Source organism: Alteromonas portus, assembly GCF_005117025.1.
Lineage (GTDB): Bacteria > Pseudomonadota > Gammaproteobacteria > Enterobacterales > Alteromonadaceae > Alteromonas > Alteromonas portus.
Map to the genome: position 1 here is coordinate 250529 of NZ_SWCO01000005.1, position 23379 is coordinate 273907.

The 23379-nt window shown below is 45.0% G+C and carries 18 protein-coding genes; 8 read left to right on the forward strand and 10 right to left on the reverse strand.

What is annotated here, in order from left to right:
* Positions 1-375 precede the first annotated feature (375 nt).
* The 5 genes from E5672_RS09050 (at position 376) to E5672_RS09070 (ending at position 7878) form a co-directional block, all read left to right on the forward strand.
* Complete coding sequence (locus tag E5672_RS09050; protein ID WP_136781899.1) at positions 376-1311, forward strand: N-acetylmuramoyl-L-alanine amidase; 936 nt, start codon at positions 376-378, stop codon at positions 1309-1311.
* A gap of 99 nt (positions 1312-1410) precedes the next feature.
* Positions 1411-3765 carry an aerobic respiration two-component sensor histidine kinase ArcB gene (arcB, locus tag E5672_RS09055; RefSeq protein WP_136781900.1) on the forward strand — a complete coding sequence of 785 codons (2355 nt, stop codon included), beginning with the start codon at positions 1411-1413 and terminating at the stop codon, positions 3763-3765.
* Positions 3766-3937: 172 nt separating this feature from the next.
* Positions 3938-4492 carry a PH domain-containing protein gene (locus E5672_RS09060; RefSeq protein WP_136782271.1) on the forward strand — a complete coding sequence of 185 codons (555 nt, stop codon included), beginning with the start codon at positions 3938-3940 and terminating at the stop codon, positions 4490-4492.
* Positions 4492-6198: a PH domain-containing protein gene (locus tag E5672_RS09065; RefSeq protein WP_136781901.1), complete on the forward strand. Its 1707-nt coding sequence runs from the start codon at positions 4492-4494 to the stop codon at positions 6196-6198. Before E5672_RS09060 ends, E5672_RS09065 begins: the two co-directional genes overlap by 1 nt.
* Positions 6199-6300: 102 nt before the next feature.
* Complete coding sequence (locus E5672_RS09070; RefSeq protein ID WP_136781902.1) at positions 6301-7878, forward strand: sodium:solute symporter family transporter; 1578 nt, start codon at positions 6301-6303, stop codon at positions 7876-7878.
* Between the two features lie 10 nt (positions 7879-7888).
* Here E5672_RS09070 and E5672_RS09075 read toward each other — a convergent pair whose 3' ends face one another.
* The 6 genes from E5672_RS09075 to E5672_RS09100 form a co-directional block, all read right to left on the reverse strand.
* Positions 7889-9145, reverse strand: a complete 1257-nt coding sequence (locus tag E5672_RS09075) for a response regulator (protein ID WP_136781903.1) — start codon at positions 9143-9145, stop codon at positions 7889-7891.
* A 116-nt stretch (positions 9146-9261) separates the two neighbouring features.
* Positions 9262-10443, reverse strand: coding sequence for a 2-methylaconitate cis-trans isomerase PrpF (gene prpF / locus E5672_RS09080; protein ID WP_136781904.1), 1182 nt, complete (start codon positions 10441-10443; stop codon positions 9262-9264).
* 618 nt (positions 10444-11061) lie between these two features.
* On the reverse strand, positions 11062-13653 hold the full coding sequence (acnD, locus tag E5672_RS09085) for a Fe/S-dependent 2-methylisocitrate dehydratase AcnD (RefSeq protein ID WP_136781905.1): 2592 nt from the start codon (positions 13651-13653) through the stop codon (positions 11062-11064).
* A 17-nt stretch (positions 13654-13670) separates the two neighbouring features.
* The gene (gene prpC, locus E5672_RS09090) at positions 13671-14795 is read right to left on the reverse strand and encodes a bifunctional 2-methylcitrate synthase/citrate synthase (RefSeq protein WP_136781906.1); all 1125 of its coding nucleotides are present in this window, start codon (positions 14793-14795) and stop codon (positions 13671-13673) included.
* A 260-nt stretch (positions 14796-15055) separates the two neighbouring features.
* Positions 15056-15931, reverse strand: coding sequence for a methylisocitrate lyase (gene prpB / locus E5672_RS09095; RefSeq protein WP_136781907.1), 876 nt, complete (start codon positions 15929-15931; stop codon positions 15056-15058).
* Between the two features lie 65 nt (positions 15932-15996).
* Entirely contained in the window at positions 15997-16659 is a 663-nt protein-coding gene (locus tag E5672_RS09100) for a GntR family transcriptional regulator (protein ID WP_136781908.1), read from the reverse strand.
* 793 nt (positions 16660-17452) lie between these two features.
* Between E5672_RS09100 and E5672_RS09105 the strand changes: the two genes are divergently transcribed.
* From E5672_RS09105 to E5672_RS09115, 3 genes are all read left to right on the forward strand, one after another.
* Positions 17453-19717, forward strand: coding sequence for a TonB-dependent receptor (locus E5672_RS09105; RefSeq protein WP_136781909.1), 2265 nt, complete (start codon positions 17453-17455; stop codon positions 19715-19717).
* Positions 19718-19844: 127 nt separating this feature from the next.
* A complete protein-coding gene (locus tag E5672_RS09110; RefSeq protein WP_136781910.1) occupies positions 19845-20117 on the forward strand; it encodes a hypothetical protein in 273 nt (90 codons plus the stop codon).
* A gap of 51 nt (positions 20118-20168) precedes the next feature.
* On the forward strand, positions 20169-20501 hold the full coding sequence (locus tag E5672_RS09115) for a hypothetical protein (RefSeq protein WP_136781911.1): 333 nt from the start codon (positions 20169-20171) through the stop codon (positions 20499-20501).
* Positions 20502-20508: 7 nt separating this feature from the next.
* Here the strand turns inward: E5672_RS09115 and E5672_RS09120 are convergent, their stop codons facing one another.
* The 4 genes from E5672_RS09120 to E5672_RS09135 are packed head-to-tail and all read right to left on the reverse strand — an operon-like array spanning position 20509 to position 23334.
* Positions 20509-21129 carry a response regulator transcription factor gene (locus tag E5672_RS09120; protein ID WP_136781912.1) on the reverse strand — a complete coding sequence of 207 codons (621 nt, stop codon included), beginning with the start codon at positions 21127-21129 and terminating at the stop codon, positions 20509-20511.
* Complete coding sequence (locus E5672_RS09125) at positions 21126-22364, reverse strand: sensor histidine kinase (protein WP_136781913.1); 1239 nt, start codon at positions 22362-22364, stop codon at positions 21126-21128. Before E5672_RS09125 ends, E5672_RS09120 begins: the two co-directional genes overlap by 4 nt.
* Positions 22365-22380: 16 nt before the next feature.
* On the reverse strand, positions 22381-22710 hold the full coding sequence (locus E5672_RS09130) for a DMT family transporter (protein WP_071815800.1): 330 nt from the start codon (positions 22708-22710) through the stop codon (positions 22381-22383).
* 27 nt (positions 22711-22737) lie between these two features.
* Positions 22738-23334 carry a DUF7010 family protein gene (locus tag E5672_RS09135; RefSeq protein ID WP_136781914.1) on the reverse strand — a complete coding sequence of 199 codons (597 nt, stop codon included), beginning with the start codon at positions 23332-23334 and terminating at the stop codon, positions 22738-22740.
* Positions 23335-23379 lie beyond the last annotated feature (45 nt).

Below are 23379 nucleotides of genomic sequence, written 5' to 3' on the forward strand. Positions count from 1 at the left end.
TTAAATATCAAGTGCATACATCTTCTTATTTATGTTTGTAACAAAAATGTTATCAGCCAATAAATGGAGATAGTTTAGCGTCATCAAATGATATTGGTTCTCATTTATATTTAATCAGTGAATAATTATGCGATTCAATCGTTGTTTTATGTTGTCAAATGGCGTTTATTTGTATTTTTATTTAATTGTAAAGACAAGGTTCCACTTACATAAGTACTTTGCTATATTGGTTAAAAATTATTCGCGTGTAATGTTATTGCTCATCACTGCAAGACTTGATACGGCATTCGTTTTATTTTTAAGGGTGTATAGGTGACAGCTACGGAATAAAAATTCACTGAAAGCACATGCTATCTGGCCAATAAGGGCTATTCTATGAAAGCACTACACGCAACATCTATTTATTCCTTTGAAATAGAAGACCATTTATTGAACGGCGAAAACGTGAGTTTTAAGCCCTCTCCAAATACCTCTGGATATTTCCAAAGCGGTAGCCCCGATACCATCGTTATACATTTTACGGCTGGCAGTAGCCTGGAGTCCTCTGTAAACGTATTAACCAATGCAGACAGCGGTGTGTCTGCTCACTTTGCCATAGGGCGAAATGGCGACATTGTTCAAATGCTCTCGACCAATAAAATAGCGTGGCACGCGGGAGAGAGTTACTATGAAGGTCGCAATGGCTTAAATCGGTATTCTATTGGTATTGAACTAGACAATGCGGGCCAGCTTAAGGATAGAGGAAACGGCGCATATGAAAGTTGGTTTGGTGAAATTTACGATAAGCATGAAGTGTTAGCTGCGCAACATATTAATCAGCAGTCAACCGGTTACTGGCACAAGTATACCGAAGTACAAATTTCGAGAACGCTTTCACTCTGCAAAGCGTTGTGCAGCCATTACAATATTTCTACTATTGTTGGCCACGATGAAATTGCGCCGTCTAGAAAAGTCGATCCCGGCCCCGCTTTTCCTATCCAAAAATTCAAGGCTGCCGCCTTGAAAGGTAATAGTGAACAGTGGGCGACGGAAGCTAGCGAAACGAATTCACAACGCGAAGCGCATGATCAAATACAACGGGATAGTGTCAGCGCAGTAAAGCGAGTGGCTAACGTAAGTGCTAATTCACTGAATGTAAGAAAAGGACCAGATATTACTTTCTCAAAGATCGAAAATGGATTGAACAAGGGAGAGGTACTTAAAATACTGGAAAAGCAAGGAGAGTGGGCGAAAGTGTCTTACACAAAAGTAGGGTGGGTAAATACTCGGTATATAAATGAAATTACCGAAAAGTCACCTTTCAAATCCTGAGGTCGTTCAGGACGGTAGATTCCCGCTTTGACAAACCGCATTCCCGAAAAGGGGAAAGCCTGATAGGATACAGGCAAAATAAGTTTAGAATAGACGTACATGCATTCAGATTCACCAAACGATTCTTGGGCAATCCGCTTTGCTCAATTTGTTCAGCGTTTTGGCACTCTAAAGCTCAGCATTTTGTTTGTTGTTCTTTCGCTGGTGTTCACGCTAGGCGGTTCCTACGTGATACGCGTAAGTATGGGAAGCCAAGTTCAACCCGACGATTTCATAAGCGCAGTTATCCTTACTATGTTGTCTGCGCCTTGGGTACTCTACTTTTTCAGTGAATTGATAAAGCAGTTAGAGAATTCGCGTACTAATCTTAAAGAAGTCGTTAGCCAATTAGAAAGCTTACGGGAAGAAGATGTTTTTCTTAACCGAGAATTACAAAGCAATATTCGCCAATTAAACCATGAAATAGAGCAGCGAAAGCAGGCGCAAGAAGAGCGTGAAGCGCTGTTTAAAGATTTAGAAAAAGAAATTCAGGATAAATCCGAACAAGAAGCACAAGCACGACGCTTATCCACACTGTTACGTTCCATCATCGATGCTTCGCCAGACTTAATTTACTATCGTAATGAAGAAGGTCGATTTGCTGGTTGCAATCGCATTGCCGAGTTGATGACAGGCAAAACTGAGCAAGAACTGCTTGGCTTAACGCCAAAAGATGTATACGAAGAAGAGCTAGCTAGGCAAATTGTAGCGAGCGATCATGAAGTATTAGAAACCAATGCGAGTATTACAGAGGAATTATGGCTTCGCTTCGCTGATGGACGTCGTCGCTACTTTGAAATGAAGCGCGTGCCGTTCTTCGATAAAGAAGGTAACCGCTTGGGACTACTATCATTCGGTCGTGATATGACCGAGCGTAAACAAGCTGAAAATGCTGCGGCGAAAGCAAGCACAGATAAAACCCGCTTTATCGCGACTATAAGCCATGAGCTTCGTACACCGTTAAACGGTATTGTCGGCTTAAGCCGCATGTTGCGTGATACAGAGTTAAGCGACGAGCAATTTAGCTGGGTTAGTACCATTTACGCTAGTGCGATCACCCTAGGTAACATCTTTAACGACATTATTGACCTAGACAAATTAGACAGAGACAAGCTTGAATTGAGTCTTAAAACGATTTCGTTAAAAGACTTCACCGAAGAACTAAGTAGCATTATTCGCCTGCTTGCCGCCGATAAACAGCTAGAGCTTAAAACAACAATTAATGAACCGCTTCCCCGTCTTGTTGAAATAGATGGTACGCGCCTTCGCCAGATATTGTGGAACATCCTATTTAACGCGGTGAAGTTCACCCAGAAAGGTCACGTAAGCTTATCAGTTTCTTCGACTAAACCCGATGGTGATAAGGCGTATGTAACGTTTGTGATTGAAGACACGGGAGTAGGTATCCCAGAAAGCGAAATTGATAAAATTTTTGCTATGTACTATCAGGTTGACCACCCTGATCATCAATCGGCCACAGGTACTGGTATTGGGTTGGCTATTTGTAAGCAAATGGTCGACTTGATGAAAGGTGAAATCCACGTTTCTAGTAAAGTGGGCAAGGGCACGCGTTTTGAAATTGTGTTGCCAGTTCAAATTTCTAGCAGCCCAATGAAAGTGGCGCAGCTACAAGTAACGGGGCTTAATATCTTGTTGGTAGAAGATATTGAGTTGAACGTTATGGTAGCGAAAGCCTTACTTGAAAAATTGGGTCAAAAAGTCGATGTGGCTATGACGGGGCAAGAGGCCATAGATAAAGTCAGAGAAAACCAATACGACCTTATCTTACTTGATATTCAGCTACCTGATATGACCGGGTTTGATGTTGCGAGCACGATTATCGAAGAAGATCTGGTCATGCAAACGCCCATAGTAGCACTAACGGCAAATGTCATTAAAAAGCGTGATGAATACCTTGAAAATGGTATGGATGACGTTATTGCCAAGCCGATTAAAAAGTCTCGCGTTATTGAAGTGTTTAATGAACTGTTTCATGCACCGCCTGCACCTTTGGAAATTGACGGTGAAGTAGAGCGCCCTGAACCTAACAAAATATTAAGTAACATTTTAGATATGGACTTACTACAGATGTTAGTTGATACCATAGGGGATGAGATGGTGCGTGCTAGCGTTAAAGTATTCCAAGAAAAAATGCCTGAATACATGGAAATACTGCAGCTAAGCCTAAGCGCTGACGAAAAGTCAGAAGTGTGCTCACAGGCTCACAAAATTAAAGGCGCCGCTGGCTCTGTTGGCTTGGCTCGCGTACAGCGTATTGCGAATCAAATTCAACAGGGAGACCACCCAACATGGTGGGAAAATGTGCACGATTGGGTGGAAGAGCTTCAAATGGCCGTTCAGCACGATATGAAGGCTCTGCACGATTGGTTAAACGAGCAGCAGGTTGATGACTAGTCTGCGCATGCGCCTTCTAATATTTAATGTAAAAAAGAGGGCTTGCCCTCTTTTTTGTTATAAAAACTGCGGTAGAGTAAGCCTTGGGTGCGGTATTCCAAAGAGGTCAAATTACTCTTAAAAAAAGCGGCAGGCTTATCTTATTTATGTAGTGGTAAAAGGAATTAATGTGATGACAATAAGCGCACAACAAGAGACCGTATTTTCAAATAACCAGCTGAGTGTTGAGGAAATTCCTTCACTTAAAACGCTCGCATTACTTCCTATTTCTAAAAAGTACCGAGCGCTAAATATTTTCTCAATTGGATTGATAGCCTTGGTGCTAATAAGTATTGCCACCGTACTACGATTCCAAAGCTTCTGGTCACTGCCTGAAGGACTGCTGCAAGCTTACCCGTATGTGGTTGCAGGTATCGTAGCTTTAGGCTCCGTATGGGCGCTGTACCACTTCTTTGCTGATGTCCGCATATTTTATGCGATTCGAGAGCAAGACATCAGCAAACAGTCAGGGCTAATTTTTAGAAAACTTTCGTGCCAACCTATTTTGCGTGTCCAGCACGTAGAGGTTAATCGAGGGCCGCTTGACAGGTGGGCGGGCCTTGCCTCTCTTCAAGTGTTTTCGGCTGGCGGTGAAATGCATACCTTTGAAATACCTGGGCTAAGTATTGAGAGGGCTGAGCAATTACGAGAGTTTATACTTGCTCACAAAGATATTGGTGCTCGCTAATGATAGTATCTGAAACGTCTTCAAACCAAGCATCTGAACATAATCAGTCAAAGGTTCTAAAACCAGATACTGTGCAGCAATCTCTTAGCTCAGATGCTTTTGTGCAAGAAACGGCACTTAAAGTAGAAACGGGTGATGAGTGGCAGCGCCTCTCTCTTATTTCTATCTTGTACTTTACTATTCGTAATTTTACCACTTCGGCACAAGTACTTATTTATACCATCCCCGCCTTAGCCATATCGTTTAATATTTGGGATAACCTGCTGTCGCCTGAAGTGTTGATCGGTGCCGGTATCCTTTTTTTATCTACGAGTGGCAGCGGCGTAATAAGCTTTTTAATGTACAAGTTTCGCGTGCACAACCAACACGTTGAGATTCATCATGGCGTGTTTCAGCGCCGCTATACCAACTTGCCGTTGTGGCGTATTCAAAACGTTAAGATTGAGCGCCCCTTTTATTATCGTCCTTTTGGGTATGCGTTGGTGGTGCTTGATACGGCAGGTAGCGGTAAAGAAGAAGCCAAAATAGTAGCCGTTCCGGAAGATTATGCTGAAGCGCTGAAGAAGCAGGTGCTTTACGAAAAAGCTCAGTTTGATGAGGGGGCTCTGAATGGTTTAGGTGATGAGGTCATATCTGATGGCCAAAGTTCATCGTTCCCCACACAAACAACGCGCGCTGAAACCATAGACGCTTCCCATTCAAATGAAGAAGTGCTTAATCGACGGTCTGTGAAAGACATTATTATTCACGGTATCACCAATAATCGCGTGTGGATCATATTGGGTGCCGCCGCGCCTTTTTATGACGATGTGTTTGGGGTTGTGTCAGAGTGGTTAGCCGATAAGGGCTTACAGCTAAATCAGCTGGTCGGTGAACAAACGGTAGCTTGGTGGCAATTTGGATTGTATGCCTTTGTCGTTCTCATGATGCTAATGGCGTTAGTGGCACTACTGAGTGTTGGTGGCGCGCTATTCACCTTTTACGGCTACACACTTTCACGATCAGGTGATCGCTATATCCGGCGCAGCGGCTTACTCAATAAGCTGGAAGTAAGCATGCGTGCATCGCGTATCCAAATGATAACCGCGAAGCAAGATTGGCTGGATAAAATTTTAAAGCGGGTCAATTTGTATTTTGAGCAGAACTCAACGGCTGGCCAGCAAATGCAAGAACTGATGTCGCCAAATAAACTTATTGTGCCATCGGTAACTGAAAACGAAGCCTTTGCACTAAGCCAAGAAGTGATGCCTGGCTGTGACTTACGAAGCCGAAACTATCAAACTATCAGTAAGCGGTTTATTACTTTTTGGTTGCTTGCAGGTTGGACGCTTCCTTTTATTGTCTTTTTCGCTATCGGCGCCGCGTCGTCCCACCTAGACATTATGCTTGGTGCACTCGTTGTCTATGGTGCGGTAGCGCTTTTGCTTACGCTTAGGTGGTGGCGATGGGGAATAGCCTATGACAATAAGTACGTTTACATAAGGCGAGGTAGAGTAGGTGTCGATTATCAGTGCTTTGAACCCTATAAAGCTCAGCAAGTTATTGTAAAGCAGAGCGTATTTATGAAGCGAAGAAAGCAGGCTACTATTAAGTTCGTGCTGGCTTCGGGGGCGGTTACCGTACCATTTCTGCCAGAAGAATATGTTAACAAACTAGCAGACAGCGTGTTATTTGAGGTGGAGTCAACGAGAAAGTCTTGGATGTAATAAACACTGTTTCTCTTTGCGCTGTTTTTTTGTGCGTTTTTTTATGCAAATAGGACGAGTTTGTGTAAAGGTAGGTATTCAGTTGTACAACCTTGCGTTTATATGGATATTCTTGATTACAGTGTTATTGCGGTTTACCTCATTATCTTGCTCATCATTGGCTTTACTTTGCGTGGGCAACAGTCAAAGAAAGACTACTTTTTAGCAGGAAGAAGCTTAAACTGGAAACCCCTGTTACTCTCAATCATGGCGACGCAACTGTCGGCAGTCAGTTTTATATCCGCCCCCGCATTTGTCGGCTTCCGTGAGGGGGGAGGGTTAATATGGCTCTCTTATGAGCTGGCTGTTCCCCTAGCGATGCTTTTACTTATTACCACAGTGTTGCCTACGTTGTACCGAAGTGGCGTGGTAAGTATTTATGACTATCTTGAGCGGCGTTTCTCTACCTCTACCCGAATTTGCATCAGTATTGTGTTTCAATTTAGCAGAGCATTTGCCACCGGTATAATGGTGTACGCTCTATCCATTATTTTACAAGGAACCATGCAGGTTTCTTCTACCCAGGCAATTTTGCTTATTGGCGTTATTACCGTTTTGTACTCACTACAAGGCGGAATGAAGGCGGTTGTATACGGCGACGCAGTACAAATGGTTGTTATTGTAATGGGTACAGCTATTTGTATTGCTTTTGGTTTGAATGCATTAGGCGGTTGGGAGCCTTTTTTACAGTTACTTCCAAGCGAGCGAGTTTCTACCCTTAATTTTTCTTCTCTGGGGTTTGATGGCGACGGCTTCGGCTTTTTCCCTATGGTGCTAGGTGGCGTGATTTTGTATGCCTCTTACTATGGTTGTGACCAATCTGAGGCGCAACGAGCGTTGTCAGCAAAGTCGGAAGGCGATCTAAAAAAGATGATGCTAGCCAACGGCATTTTTAGGTTTCCAATAACACTGCTATATTGTTTAGCGGGTTTAGTAGTTGGCACGTTAGCGTTTAACGACGCTAACTTGCTATCTCAGATTCCTAAAGACAACCCAGACTGGCTTATGCCCGTGTTTATTCTTAACTATTTACCTCATGGGCTTATCGGCTTGCTGGTCGTCGCTATTCTCGCCGCTGCCATGTCGTCATTAAGCTCGGCAATCAACTCACTTGCGGCAGTCTCACTAGAAGACTATTACAAGATCACTGGTAAGCGAACAAAACCTGAAGGTTACCTGAGCTCTGCTAAATTTGCCGGGTTCTCTTGGGGAGTGGTTATTTTGCTGCTTTCGCTCAATGCTGGCGATATAGCGCCTACGGTAATAGAAGCGGTGAACAAAGTGGGCTCTGTTTTTTTTGGGCCAGTGTTAGCTGTATTTTTACTTGGAATGCTTTCGAAAAAGGTAAATGCCAAGCAGGTTAATATCGGACTGTTGTGCGGTGTGTTGACTAATTTGTCACTCGCATTTTTTGTAGAAGACGTGTTTTGGTTTTGGTGGAATGTCACGGGATTCACTGGCACAGTAGTACCCGCTATCATTCTGTCTGCCTTTTCACCAAATGATAATAGCAGCTTGGGTTCGGTTTCAAATTCGAATGAGGGCAATTTACGTATTGATAAATTAATTGCCACTGTGTTGGTTGGCTACTTCGGCTTGCTGGTTTTTATTAGCTATATGTTACCAAGTTGGCTCCTATAGAAGCGATATTTCAAGCTTGAGCAGCTTTAGTCACTGAATCTCGAAGAATAATCTGATCTTTGCCCGCGTGCTTTGCTTCGTACAAGCGCGCGTCGGCTTTTTCTAACTGCGACTCTAAACATTTGTGCTCTTCGGTACTTACGCCGATACTGCACGTAATGTTAAATTTGTGGCTGGTAAACAGCGTAGTGCGAACTGCATCCATAAATGCTGAAAGCGCTGATAAATACACCTTGGGCGGCCTTACCGATACCACCGTAAATTCTTCGCCGCCATAGCGCACAATTAGGTCGTCAGGGAAGTAATCTTTAAGTAATGCTGCGAATTCCTGTAGTAACATGTCGCCAGTTTTATGACCGTACGTATCGTTTACATTTTTAAAATTGTCGGCGTCAATCATAGATACGATAACGTCTTTTCTAGACGTTTTATTGGCGAACAGCTCTTCTGCTTTTTCATGCAAAAAACGTCGGTTATAAACCTTTGTTAGCGCATCTAAATTAGCGGAGTCACGGATGGTTTGAATCATTTCTTGTGATTCAAGGTTTTGCATTACGCGGCAGTAGAATTCTTCGTGATAAAACGGCTTAGAGAGGAAATCATTAGCGCCACTTTTTATAAATTTAGAAGTAAGCACGCTATCCCCCGTAGCTGAAAGGCCGATAAAAACCAAGTCTTGCATCCGTCTTTCGTGTCGAATCGTTTTAACAAGCTCATAGCCATCCATGTTGGGCATTCTATGATCCGCGATCACCATTTTGATATCCCGGTGATTTTCAAGTACGTCAAGCGCTTCAAGGCCATCATTGGCTTCGTGCACTTGAAACTGGAATTTGCGAAGTAATGAGCAGATATGATTTCGACTGGTTTTTGAGTCTTCTACAACAAGGACTTTAGTGGTTAAATTTTTCCGCAAGCGGTCAACCAGTTTAGAAACTTGTAGGTACGAGTAGCGGGATTCTTTTGTAATGTAATCCAGTACACCCTGATCGAGTAACTGGGCACGAGTAAATTCGTCGAAATTACCGGTTAGCACGATAGTAGGAACGTTGTATGAAAGCGCAAGTTCAACGCTTTCGCCGTTGGGAGCATCTGGAAGGTTTAAATCAACAATAGCGGCTAAGTATTCGTTATCGCTTTCTAAAGCACTTCGCGCTTCGGCTAAGTCCTCGCATAGATCACAGGTAAAGTGAGGGTTATCCTCAATAAGTTTATTGACGATCTTACGGACAGTTAAACTGTCTTCTACTACAAGAACTTTATACATGTGAACTACTCTGGGTACCTGAATCGTGATAATAACTAATAAAATATGAAAAAGCCCTCAAAGAGAGGGCGTTTCATACTTATGTCTAAATAAGGTATGTCTTTATCATCACTGGTTTAGAGTTGTTCAGGTGGAACACGCACATTTCCCTCCATTAGAACGCGGGCGCTCCTGCTCATTACAGCTTGTTCAATTTGCCATTTGTCATCTTCAAACGTCGCTTTTGCACCTACTCTTAAGGTTCCTGATGGATGCCCAAAAGTCACCGATTCTCTGTCTTTCCCACCCGCGGCTAGGTTGACCAAGGTTCCCGGAATAGCCGCTGCTGCAGCTATCGCTACCGCCGCTGTACCCATCATGGCGTGGTGAAGTTTCCCCATAGACAATGCCCTAACCAGCACATCAATATCAGAGCCTAAAATATCTTTGCCACTTGATGATTTATAGCCTCTTGGAGGTGCAACGAACGCGACTTTTGGTGTGTGCTGCCTGTTTGCAGCTTCACCCACATCATTGATGAGCCCCATCTGAACCGCGCCGTGTGCACGAATGGCTTCGAACTTGGACAGCGCCTCGAAGTCGCTGTTTATATCATCCTGCAGTTCAGTGCCTGTGTAGCCAATGTCTTCTGCGTTGATGAAAATCGTCGGAATACCCGCGTTTATCATGGTCGCCTGAAGTGAGCCTACGCCTGGGACTTCCAGTGTGTCGACTAACCGCCCTGTTGGAAAAATAGCACCTTCACCGTCAGCCGGGTCAACAAAGGCCACTTCCACTTCTGCGGCAGGGAAGGTGACACCGTCTAATTCAAAGTCGCCCGTTTCCTGTACTTCGCCATTTGTGATGGGCACCTTAGCGATAATGGCTTTATTGATATTGGCCTGCCAGATATTCACAGTGGCGACGCCGTTCTCTGGTATTTTACTTCTATCTACCAGCCCATTAGTTATCGCAAATGCGCCAACGGCTGCCGTTAGATTTCCGCAATTACCGCTCCAGTCGACGAATGGCTTGTCGATGGAAACTTGCCCAAATAGGTAGTCGACATCGTAACCTTCACGTTCACTTTTGCTTAATATAACGGTTTTGCTGGTACTTGATGTAGCACCGCCCATACCGTCGGTTTGTTTACCGTAAGGGTCGGGGCTGCCAATAACGCGCAGAAGCAGGGCATCTCGCGCCGGCCCCGGCTTTTGCGCAGTTTCTGGCAAATCGGTTAAGTTAAAAAACACACCTTTACTGGTACCGCCACGCATGTAGGTAGCCGGTACTCGAAGTTGTGGCGCATAGTTTGTCATGTTTTTTCCTTTTTTGTGGTGTGCGGAAGTTGGTTGCAATTTGAAACACGCTGTGAACACGTCCGTGTGCGCTCCCCAGCCGCATCCATGCGGCTGGAAGGTTTCAAATTGCAACCAACTTCCACTCAAAAGTAATTAACTCTTTCGAGAGAGGAGGTCTAAGCCCCGAAGGTTTCAACCGTGCCTCAACGCACTCTTAAACTAAAAACCATTTTATCTGGAGAGAAGTAAAGTTGTTCGTGATTTGAAACACGCTGTGAACACATCCATGTGCGCTCCCCAGCCGCATCCTTGCGGCTGGAGGGTTTCAAATCACAAACAGCTTCCAACCAAACTAGCTGATACTAGCTACGGAGGAGGTGGATTAGTTTCAGGGCCTTCAACTCGCAAGTATGCGAGTTGGGAGCCTATAGGGACGTATTTAGGGCGTGCCCTATGACTAACTTATCTCCCAGCTAAGTAAACTGATGCAATATTGGCCGAACTTAAGTGGGGGAGGTGGGGCAGTTTCAGGGCCCTCAACTCGCAAGGATGCGAGTTGGGAGCCTACAAGGACGTATTCACGGCGTGCCCTGTAACTGATTCACCTCCTCCCACTGAAAGGTCTTCCTATCACAATCAGCTAGCTTCAGCTTCCAAGAAGTCTTTGGCGAAGCGTTGTAATACGCCGCCTGCGCTGTAAATCGAGACTTCTTCTGCTGTGTCTAAGCGACAGGTTACCGGTACTTCTAGCTGCTCACCGTTTTGGCGGTTTACTACTAGCGTAAGCGTTGCACCTGGTGACGGTTCGCCGCTTACGTCGTAGGTTTCCGTACCGTCTAGCTCTAGTGTTTTACGTGTAGTGCCGGGTTTAAACTCAAGGGGTAATACGCCCATACCAATAAGGTTAGTACGGTGAATACGCTCAAAGCCTTCCGCAACAATCACTTCAACACCCGCAAGACGTACGCCTTTAGCTGCCCAGTCACGTGACGAGCCCTGACCGTAGTCGGCGCCTGCAACAATGATAAGCGGTTGTCTGCGGTTCATGTAGGTTTCAATGGCCTCCCACATGCGCATAACTTGGCCTTCTGGCTCAACGCGCGCCAGTGAACCTTGCTTCACTTCACCGTTTTCAAGCACCATCTCGTTGAACACTTTCGGGTTCGCAAGGGTAGCGCGCTGTGCGGTTAAGTGGTCACCACGGTGCGTGGCATACGAGTTAAAGTCTTCTTCCGGTAAGCCCATTTTATGCAGGTATTCACCGGCGGCACTGCTGGCTAAAATAGCGTTTGAAGGCGACAAGTGATCGGTGGTGATGTTGTCACCCAAAATAGCAAGCGGACGCATACCTTTCATGGTGCGTTCAGCATCCATCGCGCCTTCCCAATAGGGTGGACGACGAATATAGGTGCTCATTTCACGCCAGTCGTAAAGCGGGTTAATGTCTTTACCGTAGTCTACGCTTAAATCGAACATTGGCTCGTACACTTTTCTGAAGTGCTCCGGTTTCACCGATTTGGCTACAATCGCATCGATCTCTTCATCGCTTGGCCAAATATCTTTAAGCGTTACCGGGTTGCCGTCTTTGTCCGTGCCCAGTACGTCTTTTTCAATGTCAAAGCGGATGGTACCAGCAATGGCGTAAGCGACAACTAGCGGCGGTGATGCCAAAAAGGCTTGCTTCGCGTAGGGGTGAATACGGCCGTCGAAGTTACGGTTACCCGACAATACTGCTGTAGAGTAAAGATCGCGGTCTATGATCTCTTGCTGAATTTTAGGGTCTAGCGCGCCGCTCATACCGTTACAGGTAGTACACGCGAAGGCAACTACGCCAAAGCCTAAATCTTCCAACTCGCTCATTAAGTTAGCTTCTTCAAGATACAGCTTTACCGCTTTAGAACCTGGTGCTAGCGAGCTTTTCACCCAGGGCTTACGGGTTAAACCGCGCTGGTTTGCGTTGCGTGCAAGCAGGCCTGCGGCAATAACATTGCGCGGGTTAGATGTATTGGTACAGCTGGTGATTGCCGCGATAATAACCGCGCCATCAGGCATTTTGCCTTCTTCTTCATCCCATTTCGCAGCAATGCCGCGACTTTCTAAATCGCTGGTAGGTAAACGTGCGTGTGGGTTAGAAGGGCCAGCCATGTTACGGCCAACTGCAGAAAGGTCGAACGTAAGCACCCGCTCATACTCGGCAGTTTCTAAATCATCAGCCCATAAACCTGTGTGCTTAGCATATTGCTCAACTAGCGCAATTTGCTTTTCCTCACGCCCTGTTAGGCGTAAGTAATCGATGGTTTGCTGGTCAATGTAAAACATGGCTGCAGTGGCGCCGTATTCCGGTGTCATGTTCGAAATAGTAGCACGGTCGCCCAGCGTCAGGTGCGATGCACCTTCACCATAGAATTCAAGATAAGCAGAGACTACGCGCTTTTTACGCAAGAATTCAGTTAATGCTAATACAATGTCGGTTGCGGTAATGCCAGGCTGTGGTTTGCCGGTAAGTTCAACACCTACAATGTCAGGCAAACGCATGTAAGACGCACGGCCCAGCATAACGCTTTCCGCTTCAAGGCCGCCAACGCCTACGGCAATTACACCAAGTGCATCAACATGTGGCGTGTGGCTGTCGGTGCCTACTAGCGTGTCTGGGAAGGCTACGCCGTCACGGGCTTGAATAACAGGTGACATACGCTCCAAGTTGATTTGGTGCATAATGCCGTTACCCGGAGGGATAACATCTACGTTTTTAAACGCCGTTTTTGTCCAGTTAATAAAATGAAAGCGGTCGTCGTTACGTCTGTCTTCAATAGCGCGGTTTTTCTCAAACGCGTTTTTCTCAAAACCAGCGTGCTCTACAGCTAATGAGTGATCAACTATCAGCTGTGTTGGCACAACCGGGTTTACTTTAGCCGGATCGCCGCCTTTTGCGGCAATAGCATCGCGAAGCCCCGCTAAGTCTACAAGTGCCGTTTGCCCTAAGATATCGTGGCACACTACGCGAGCAGGAAACCACGGAAAGTCTAAGTCGCGCTTGCGATAAATAAGCTGCTTAAGCGAATCAGTAAGCATGTCAGGTGCGCATTTGCGCACTAAGTTTTCAGCCAGTACACGTGAGGTGTAAGGCAGCTTGGCGTAGGCGCCAGGCTCAATAGCATCTACCGCTTCACGGGTATCGAAAAAATCGATACCCGCGTTTGGAAGCGGTTTACGGTAATCAATATTCATAAAACCCCAACCTTATCTTAAGCGCGTTCGCTAATAGGTGGCACGGGGCGTAGCTCTTCGCCTGTGTATTCTGCTGATGGACGAATAATACGGTTGTCAGCGCGCTGTTCCATAACGTGTGCCGCCCAACCGGTTAGACGAGACATTACGAAGATTGGTGTGAACAACGGCGTAGGAATACCCATAAAGTTATACGCAGAGGCGTGGAAGAAATCGGCGTTACAGAAAAGCTTCTTCTCGCGCCACATCACTTCTTCACAGCGAACGGACACAGGGTAAAGTACGTCGTCACCCACATCAGCAGCCAGTTTTTCAGACCATTGCTTGATAATTTCGTTACGCGGATCAGACTCAGAGTAAATCGCGTGACCAAAGCCCATGATTTTCTCTTTACGCTCAAGCATGCCCATCATTTTTTCCTCTGCGTCATCAGCAGAGGTAAAGCCTTCAATCATTTCCATTGCTGCTTCGTTAGCACCACCGTGAAGTGGACCACGCAGTGAGCCGATAGCACCCGTTACACAAGAATGCATATCAGATAAGGTTGAAGCACAAACACGTGCAGTAAAAGTAGATGCGTTAAATTCATGCTCTGCATAAAGAATGAGTGATACATGCATAACCTGTTCGTGAAGTTCACGTGGCTTTTCGCCGTGAAGCATATGTAGGAAGTGACCACCAATTGAATCGTCATCGGTTTCAACATCTACACGTACACCGTCGTGGGAGAAGCGGTACCAGTAACAAATGATACTTGGGAAACACGCTAACATGCGGTCTGTCACGTCTTGCTGCTGGTCGAAGCTGGTTTCCATTTCAAGGTTACCTAGCATTGAACAACCCGTGCGAAGTACGTCCATTGGGTGAGCATTTTTTGGAATGCGCTCTAGCACTTCTTTAAGCGCTGTTGGAAGGCCGCGCATGCCGCGAAGTTTTGTTTTATATGCGTCTAGCTCAGACTGGTTAGGTAGCTTGCCCTTAAGTATAAGGTACGCCACTTCTTCAAATTGACAGTTTTGCGCTAAGTCTTTTACGTCGTAACCACGATACGTTAAACCAGAACCTGATTTACCTACGGTTGATAATGCTGTTTTACCTGCAACTTGGCCGCGTAAACCCGCGCCACTTAACTGTTTAGCCATCTTGTTGTCTCCGGTCTTGTGTGATTTGTAAGGTACTTTTTTTAAAAATTTAGAAATAAAAATTACATTGAACTCAGCATGCGAGTGGGGTGCGAGGCACCGAAAGAGTGGGGGCGGTGCGTAGGGTGTTACCCCTTTGAGGCATGGATGCCGAAACGGAGCCCCCATGGATGGGTTCACGGCGTGGTAACGCCCTGCGTATCGCTCCCGATCCAATGGTGCCTTGCACCCCACTCATTTACAGCTGTGTCGTATTAATTCTAATTTTTGCCTTCTGCGAATAGGGCATCTAGCTTTTGTTCGTACTCGTGGTAGCCAAGGTAATCGTACAGTTCCATACGCGTTTGCATGCTGTCGACAACGGCTTTTTGGTCGCCGTTTTCAAGTATAGATTTGTACACCATTTCTGCCGCTTTATTCATTGCACGGAATGCACTTAGCGGGTAAAGCACCATGTCGGCACCCCATTCACCAAGCTCTTCTTTGTTCCACAGTTCGGTTTTGCCGAACTCAGTAATGTTGGCCAGAATAGGTACGTCCAATGCTTCAGCAAATGCACGGTAGTGCTCTTCGGTTTGTACTGCTTCTGCAAATATGCCGTCTGCGCCTGCTGCAACATAGGCTTTTGCGCGCTCAATAGCTTTTTCTAAACCTTCTTGCGCAAACGCGTCGGTGCGGGCCATGATGAAAAAGTCGGGGTCAGTTCGGGCGTCAACTGCAGCTTTAATGCGGTCTACCATTTCTTCTGTGCTAACAATTTCTTTATTAGGACGGTGACCACAGCGCTTCTGAGCTACCTGGTCTTCTATATGAACTGCAGCCGCGCCCGCTTTTTCCATATCGCGAATAGTTTTGGCAATGTTAAATGCGCCGCCCCAACCCGTATCGATGTCTACCATTAGTGGAAGGTCGCATGCGCTGGTAATTCGCTGAACGTCTGCAATCACATCATTGAGTGACGTCATGCCTAAGTCGGGTAGGCCGTAAGACGCATTCGCTACGCCGCCACCTGATAAATATATAGCTTGGTGCCCAATAGCCTTTGCCATCATGGCTGTATAGGCGTTAATGGTGCCGACAATTTGTAGCGGTTTGTTGTTCTGTAATGCGGTTCTGAATTTCTTTCCTGCACTCATGATAATCACTCGCTTATTTGAAAGTAGGGTAGAGGTGAATTAGGTATGAAGAAAACTTTGTGGTGTTAGCCATTATTAAGCTTCTTCTCAATATTATTTTTTGAATAAAGAATATGGCGACGCATTAACATTTCAGCCAGTTCCTCGTCGCGATTAGCGATGGCATTTACAATGTGTCTGTGTTCATCAAACGCAGTACTCACACGAGGACCTGCCATACCGAGCTGCACGCGATACATGCGCACTAAATGGTAAAGCCCGTCTACAAGCACACTGATGAGATGATCATTCTTACTGCCAGTTACAATTCGGTAGTGAAAGTCTACATCGCCGGCTTCTTGGTAATAGCTTTGGCCGTCTTTCACTTTGTCGAAATGGCTATCTAGCAGCGCCTGCATATCTGCAATCTCATCATCGCTCATGTTGCGCGCAGCTAAGCGAGCGGCCATACCTTCTAGCGCTTCGCGCACTTGGTATAGCTGAATTAGGCCTTCTGGAGACAGTGCAACCACGCGAGCACCTACGTTAGCCTTGCGTTCTACAAGGTGGCAGGTGGCAAGACGGTTTATGGCTTCACGAATAACGGCGCGGCTAACTTCATACTTTGTCGACAATTCCATTTCGCTTAGCTTACTGCCTGCTGGAATTACGCCTTCCACAATATCTTTTCTTAACTGAAAGAACGTACGGTCGGCGTTAGTGATGGCTTGTTCGCTTTTGACTAACACTGTATAGAATCTTAAAAATTATAATGTCGACAATATATGCCTGTTTTGATGGTTTTTCAACCCTGAAAGGTCAGGATTGTCGACAACAATGAATGTGTGAGTTTTATAGTCATGGTCAATAGCCTATGTTGATTGATGTGTAATGGTGTACGCCGCACGTAAATAGGCTGTCGGTGTGCTGTCAATCTTGTAGATAAGTATCGCACTGCCATGGTAATGGCTACTGCACGGACTAAAGAAGTGATTGGGTGGCTTTATTTAAGTGTAGATAAACTTAGTTAAGAAACGTCTTGGTAAGCGACAAGTGTTCAAAGTTTGTCCGTTTGGTCTAGGTCACTTTTAACTTTTTCGGTTGCGCGCCGTGAAGCGTTGGTTTTGTTTATCTTAATGATATTTAAAGTTTTTAATGGTTTTTTTAAAAGTTTTTTGGTTGATGTCTAATCTAACCAATTAGTCTAATTTTGAAGTCTTATTTTAGTAAAAGTGTAATATTTTACTTTGCAAGATCGCAATCTAACGGTAACATATCGTTCCAGTCTTCAAGCCTAAATTCTTGTACTGAATTCAAGAGGGCTGGAAAAGTAATTACTACTTTTAAAGCAGAGTTTTATTGAAAGTAAGTTTGTAATGTTTTATTGCGACTTACTTTTTTATTGCCTGTAATCCAGTATAAGCACACGGTTATGTGCGCCTCTTAGTCAGTGAGTTTAGTCTTTCAAAGTTCCAAAGAAGAACTTGAAGCAGCCTATAACAACAAATTTATACCTAACACTCACGCAAAAGGGGTTACACCATGAAATCCAATACTGACGTGTCTACGACACTCGCCAGTAAGCTTTCACCTGTCGCACTAGCAGTAGCGATGACCGTTCCAGCTCTTTCAAACATTGCCGTTGCTCAGGAAGCTGAAGCAACTGAAGAACAACAGTTTGAAGCCATTACCGTTACAGCGACAAAACGCCCTCAAGTTATTTACGAAGTGCCAATTGCTATCAGTGCTTTTGATGGCGATAAATTAGCTGACCAAGGTATCACAGACCTAACTGACGTTGGTAAGTTTGTACCCAACCTAAACGTTACCGGGTTCTCAGCCGGTCATACGTCATCTGTAAATCCATTTATCCGTGGTATTGGTCTTCAAGATCACCTTATCACCACTGACCCAGGCGTAAGCGTTTATGTTGATGGGGTTTACCTAGGTCGTCAGGTTGGTCAGAACTGGAGTTTGAACAACATTGAGCGTATCGAAGTACTTCGTGGTCCTCAAGGTACACTCTACGGTCGTAACTCTATCGGTGGTGCAATTAACATTATCACCAAAGAGCCAGACCAAGGCGATGTAACTAAAATTAATACCGAATTTGGTACACGTGGACGCGTAAAAGCAGACCTTTTTGTTAATCATGCTTTGTCAGAAACGGTTGCGTTTAACATGAATTTGGCATTCAACAAGCGCGATGGCCTTGGCGAATTCATTAATGTGCCAAATGCTGAATACGATGTAGGTGAGACTGAAGATATTTCAGGTCGCGTTTCACTAAAATGGGAGCCTTCAAACGACTTCCGCATGGTATTAACAGCAGATGCAAACAACGGTGACGGCGGCCTTCGTCCGTATACTGTACTTATAGATGAAGTTGGCTCAGCACGCTACTTTGGTGGCGGCAACGGCCTTGGTGTAGAGCTGCGTAACACAGACGTAACGCCTGAAGGCGCTGATATCTACGACAACGCAACGGGTACTGAAGCAGTAACTGGCGTATCGAATGAAGCACGCGGTCTTTCACTAACCACAGAGTGGGACATTAACGACGACTACACTGCAAAGGTTGTTGCAAGTCAGCGCACGTCGAAGTACAAAGCAGGTCTTGATGATGACGGAACAATTTACTCGTTAGATCAATTCCCTGAGCGTGGTGAAGCAGATCAAACATCAATTGAGCTTCAGCTTAACGGCTACATCAACGAATACACAGACTTTGTAGCAGGTCTTTACTACTTCAACGAAGAAGGTAGCAACCGCCAAGGTGACGACTCTAACTTCGATGGTGGTCCTAACCTACTCGCGCTAGACCAAGAAACAACATCAAAAGCCGCATACGTAAACGTGCGTCATGACTTAACAGACGAGCTGAGTGTGTCTGGTGGTCTTCGTTACACCAAAGACGAAAAAGAAGCATCAGCGAACGTATTCTCAGCACTTGGTACTATCTATGATTCAAATGATTGGGACGAAGTGACGTGGGAACTAGCCACTAACTACACATTTGAAAATGGCATGACAGGCTACGCGACAATCCAGTCTGGCTACCAGTCGGGCCAATTCCCAGCACGTCCTTACTGCTTGATTGGTGAGTTCTTTGGTGCAGGTGGCTTTGACGATATCGAAGGCGCACAAGCAGCCGTTCGCGCAAATAACTGTTTTACAGCGTCTGACAACATTACTGCGACTAACTATGAAGTGGGTATCAAAGGTCGTGTGAACGATTACTTCGATATCAGTGTTGCGGTATTTAACACTGAGTTTGAAGACCTACCTTACCAAGTAAGTCGCGTGAGCGAGGGTGGTTTCGATACAGCAAACCTTGTTGTTGAACAAACATCTCGTGGTGTTGAAGCTGATGCTACGTTTACTTACGGCAACTTCAGCATGATGACCAGCATTGGTTACATGGATGTTGATGTTGAGGAGCAAGACGGTTTCAATCCTGTGGCACCGCTTACTCCAGATCTTACGCTAGCGATTGGCCCGCAATATACCTTCGAGCTTGATGGTGGTGACTCAATTCGCGTACGTGCTGATTACTCGTACCGTGCAGAAATGTATGGCGAGCCTACTTCAGCGCCTGAGCGTATGACTGAGCTAGATAGCCGTGAGCTAGTAAACTTTGATATTGCTTACACGCCAGCGAACGACGCTTACACTGTTGCGCTTTACGGTCGCAACATTTTTGATGAGCGTTACGACAATGCGCGCTTGAACACAGGTGACTATATCCTGCAGATTCTAAGCAACGACGCTAGCGAATTTGGTGTTAGGTTCTCGACTGAATTCTAATAGCTACAGCAAGTTATAATGGTAAAAGCCAGTCTGAAGACTGGCTTTTTTTTGCTTATTTTTTCTTGTGTTATCTTAATTATTAGCATAGTTTTAAAACTGTTCTAAAAACGTGCAATAGCTACTTATGAAAATAAAAGCGCTTTGCGGTGTTAGTTTACTTATAGTTTCTACGCTCCTGTTGGGGTGTACTTACACCGTTTATTTGCCCGATGATGAAGGCAGTAACAAGAACAAAGACGGTAAGGTTGCAATTAGTAAACCTGAGTTCGGTAACCAATGTCGTTATAGCGGTAACGGAGAGTATGGCGTCTGCCCTACTTCAAACGGTGAAATGGTTGGAACGTCTTGCTCTTGCCCCACACCTTCTGGGCAAATTATGGGAACAGTGTCTAAATAATAGAACGTGGTTCTCAAGTAGTTGGGCCTTTCAATCATACGGAGATGAGGCGTGGGATTGTTCACTAGTTTTAAAAAATCGCGGCTAGAAAAAAAGTTTAAGAAAAATGAATGGGTAATCATTCAGCCTGTTCCGTTCTCTCAATTTGAACAGCTTATTGTCGACCATGTTGATGCCGGTTGGGAAATTGAAGATGACTATGAGCGACTTGCAGAAGCAACGGCTAAATGGCAGTGTGAATTACGCAAAGGGACGAGCATCGTAACTTGTGTATGGACCGCAAAGCACTTGGGTATTATTTACGGTCCTGAGCGCGTGCTTGTCGGCTTGTCTGAAAAGTTAAATATTCCGGCGTCTACAACAATTGCTACGACGTGGTTTTAATCCTCTATCAAAGCCACCCTTTCTGTTTTGCTATGCGTGCTGCATCTACACGGTTGGTCGCATCGAGCTTTGAGATAGCCTCTGAAAGGTAGTTTCTTATCGTACCTTCCGATAAGAACAATGATTGAGCAATGTCTTGGGTTTTAAGGCCCTCTGATGCGAGTTTAAGCGCGGACATTTCTTTTTTGGACAGAGGATTGTTGTCGTCAAGAGCCATAATGGCAAGCTCCGTCGAAATGACCTTTTCTCCGGCGGACACTTTGTAAATGGCATCAATCAAGTAGTCGCTATCAGACTCTTTTAAAATGAACCCTTTAACGCCTGCACTCAAGGCGCGCTTGATGTAGCCTGGTTTAGAAAACGTAGTCATTAATACCACTTTAGCACCGAGATTTTTATTTTTAACGTGCGTAGCTAAATCAAGCCCAGAGACCAGCGGCATTTCAATATCGCTCAAAATAATATGTGGAGCGGTGTTATCATTTAAATAATCAATTGCCTCTTGTCCATTGCTGCACTTACCAACAATGGTCAAGTTGTCTTCCAATGATAGAAGCATGGCAATGGCATCGCGGATCAGCGACTGATCTTCAACAATCAAAACTGTAGTTAGGGTTTTTGAATTCATACGGAAGCCTTTAGCGAAGAAGCTTGCTCAACATTAAGCTGAATACTAACGATAGGGTGGGGGAGAAAAGAAATGTCTACTTCTGCATATATAGACGCCACGCGTTCTCTAATTCCCATTAATCCGTTTCCTTCTTTAATCGACGCACCGTTTTCAACAACGCCATCATCTTTATAGGTCATTTTTATGGTCGTCGAGTTAACTTCGAGATCAAGTGACACTGCACTTCCTTTGGAATAGCGTAACGTATTGGTAGTCAGCTCTTTAAGAATAAGCGCAAGCTGACGTTCTTGTTTAGTGTTCAAGCGTTGTTCAGCGCTGCCGTCAATACGGGTTGTAACGTTAAAGCCGTTTTCTTCTAACAGTGATTTGTCTTTTGCTATTTCATCGCTAAGTGAGAGTTGCTTAATATCTGACACCGCTTGTCGAATATCGCTCAGTAAAGCTTGAGAAAGCTGCGCCAACGCTTTTACCTCTCGATGGGCGTCTTCAATTTTATCTTTACTTATAAGTTTATCGGCCAGTTGTGCTTTTAGCGAAATAGAGCTGAGTGCGTGACCTGCAACATCGTGCAAATCTCTGCCAATTCGCTCACGCTCGGCAATGGCAGACAATACGCGTAATGCTTCCGCCTGCTGGTTTTCTTTTAGTGCATGAAGGGTTTCTTTGCGCTCCATAACACCAAAACCGAACAATACTAAACTGTTAATTATTGATGCGGCTAAGAGAAAATGCGCGCTTTCAAACATCGTAATGTTAAGTGTTAAAAGCACAATTATCATTGCGCTTATGCTTGCTAAGCCCGTTTTGACCGAGTTGTAATAGCCAACGATGAATGCAATGAAACCTATAATCGTCGCGCCACCTGGATTTTGAAAGCTGCAGCCGACAGAAAGCAGAAACATAAACAATAAATAGGAAGGTAGTGCTTTAACAGGCTGACTTATCGCTTTAACGTAAAGGGTAACAAAGCTGAGGTATCCTAGGGTTTGAAGCACCCATATCTCGACAGGAAGAGGACGAGATATAATCAGGGGCACAAAAAAGAACAGCGAAAAAAACAAGCTTCCATGAGACCAACGTTTTTTGCGCCCGCTGCCTAACAGCGGCATAACCTGCGTGGCATCTTTGTCGTCTACATGGTTTGTAGATTCACCTACATTCGCAGTACCTTCATCTAAATGCCTTGCAGGCACTGCGTCGACGTTATTTTGCATGCTGTTATGGCTGCGCATGGTGAGTACTTCTTCCTTACTGAAATACAACAGCTGACTTGCTAGTGATAAGCAGAGTGCCGGAGATAATTAACATAATACCCAGCACGGCGTAAATGTCGAAAGTTTGTTTCCAGAATACTACTGAAGCAGCGGTGATAAGCGCGATACCCATCCCTGACCAAATCGCATAGGCAACGCCTATTCCCATATTTTTTAAGACCATGGCAAACAGCATTCCAGACACGGTGTAGAAAAATATTGCGCCGTATCCGAACGCCCATTTTTCCCATCCGTTCGACATTTTAAGCAGCATGGTAGCCGTAACTTCAGTGATAATTGCAACCGCTAAAAGTAAATAAGTCATCGTTTATTCCTTGTTATTAAGGTGAATTTAGTGAGATTTGAGTGTTTGAAATCGACGCTCAAGAGTGATGAGCGACACAATGTAAACTGCGACAATTACCGACGAAATTGCTTCTACGCGTGCTTCTGGAAAGAAGTACCAAGCTACAACAATGCCGAAGGTTCTAGCGATAGTGTGAAAATAGCCAACCCAATGCTCTATAGCCCACGATAAAGGCATCCACATCAGACCTGCTAGAATACCAATGCTGAGTGGCACCGTGGTGTGGTCTATAGCCGCAACGGGAAGTGCAATGGCAAATACCATGAGGCTCATGAACATGCCGACGAAAAAAAGCCGGTCGAAGCTGTTTTTAGCAACGCTTTTAGCAAAGAATCTTTCACCAGTAAGGTAAGACAACCCTGCGCCTAGGTAGAAAATTGCCCCTGTGCCTATATAAAGCATCCAAGTTATGGTGAATTCAGATACAAAGGGTGCACTAATTCCCAATAAGGCCCAAACAATTGTGCCTGCAAGCGGCATAGCAATGAATCTATTGTTTTTGAAGTCTTCACGCTGTTCTTCCAATGAAAGAGGGAAACTCTGAACATTGGTTCCAGGAGTGTGATTTAGGAGGTGTTCCATTTGCTTTACCTAGTGTTGTAATGTCGATAGGTAAAGTATGCAAAA

Coding starts and splice junctions, on each gene's coding strand:
- acnD (WP_136781905.1), bottom strand. CDS start 13,653: ATGAATATTGATTACCGTAAACCGCTTCCAAACGCGGGTATCGATTTT.
- E5672_RS09050 (WP_136781899.1), top strand. CDS start 376: ATGAAAGCACTACACGCAACATCTATTTATTCCTTTGAAATAGAAGAC.
- E5672_RS09125 (WP_136781913.1), bottom strand. CDS start 22,364: ATGCGCAGCCATAACAGCATGCAAAATAACGTCGACGCAGTGCCTGCA.
- E5672_RS09075 (WP_136781903.1), bottom strand. CDS start 9,145: ATGTATAAAGTTCTTGTAGTAGAAGACAGTTTAACTGTCCGTAAGATC.
- E5672_RS09130 (WP_071815800.1), bottom strand. CDS start 22,710: ATGACTTATTTACTTTTAGCGGTTGCAATTATCACTGAAGTTACGGCT.
- prpB (WP_136781907.1), bottom strand. CDS start 15,931: ATGAGTGCAGGAAAGAAATTCAGAACCGCATTACAGAACAACAAACCG.
- E5672_RS09105 (WP_136781909.1), top strand. CDS start 17,453: ATGAAATCCAATACTGACGTGTCTACGACACTCGCCAGTAAGCTTTCA.
- E5672_RS09135 (WP_136781914.1), bottom strand. CDS start 23,334: ATGGAACACCTCCTAAATCACACTCCTGGAACCAATGTTCAGAGTTTC.
- E5672_RS09060 (WP_136782271.1), top strand. CDS start 3,938: ATGACAATAAGCGCACAACAAGAGACCGTATTTTCAAATAACCAGCTG.
- prpF (WP_136781904.1), bottom strand. CDS start 10,443: ATGACAAACTATGCGCCACAACTTCGAGTACCGGCTACCTACATGCGT.
- E5672_RS09070 (WP_136781902.1), top strand. CDS start 6,301: ATGGATATTCTTGATTACAGTGTTATTGCGGTTTACCTCATTATCTTG.
- prpC (WP_136781906.1), bottom strand. CDS start 14,795: ATGGCTAAACAGTTAAGTGGCGCGGGTTTACGCGGCCAAGTTGCAGGT.
- E5672_RS09120 (WP_136781912.1), bottom strand. CDS start 21,129: ATGAATTCAAAAACCCTAACTACAGTTTTGATTGTTGAAGATCAGTCG.
- E5672_RS09110 (WP_136781910.1), top strand. CDS start 19,845: ATGAAAATAAAAGCGCTTTGCGGTGTTAGTTTACTTATAGTTTCTACG.
- E5672_RS09065 (WP_136781901.1), top strand. CDS start 4,492: ATGATAGTATCTGAAACGTCTTCAAACCAAGCATCTGAACATAATCAG.
- arcB (WP_136781900.1), top strand. CDS start 1,411: ATGCATTCAGATTCACCAAACGATTCTTGGGCAATCCGCTTTGCTCAA.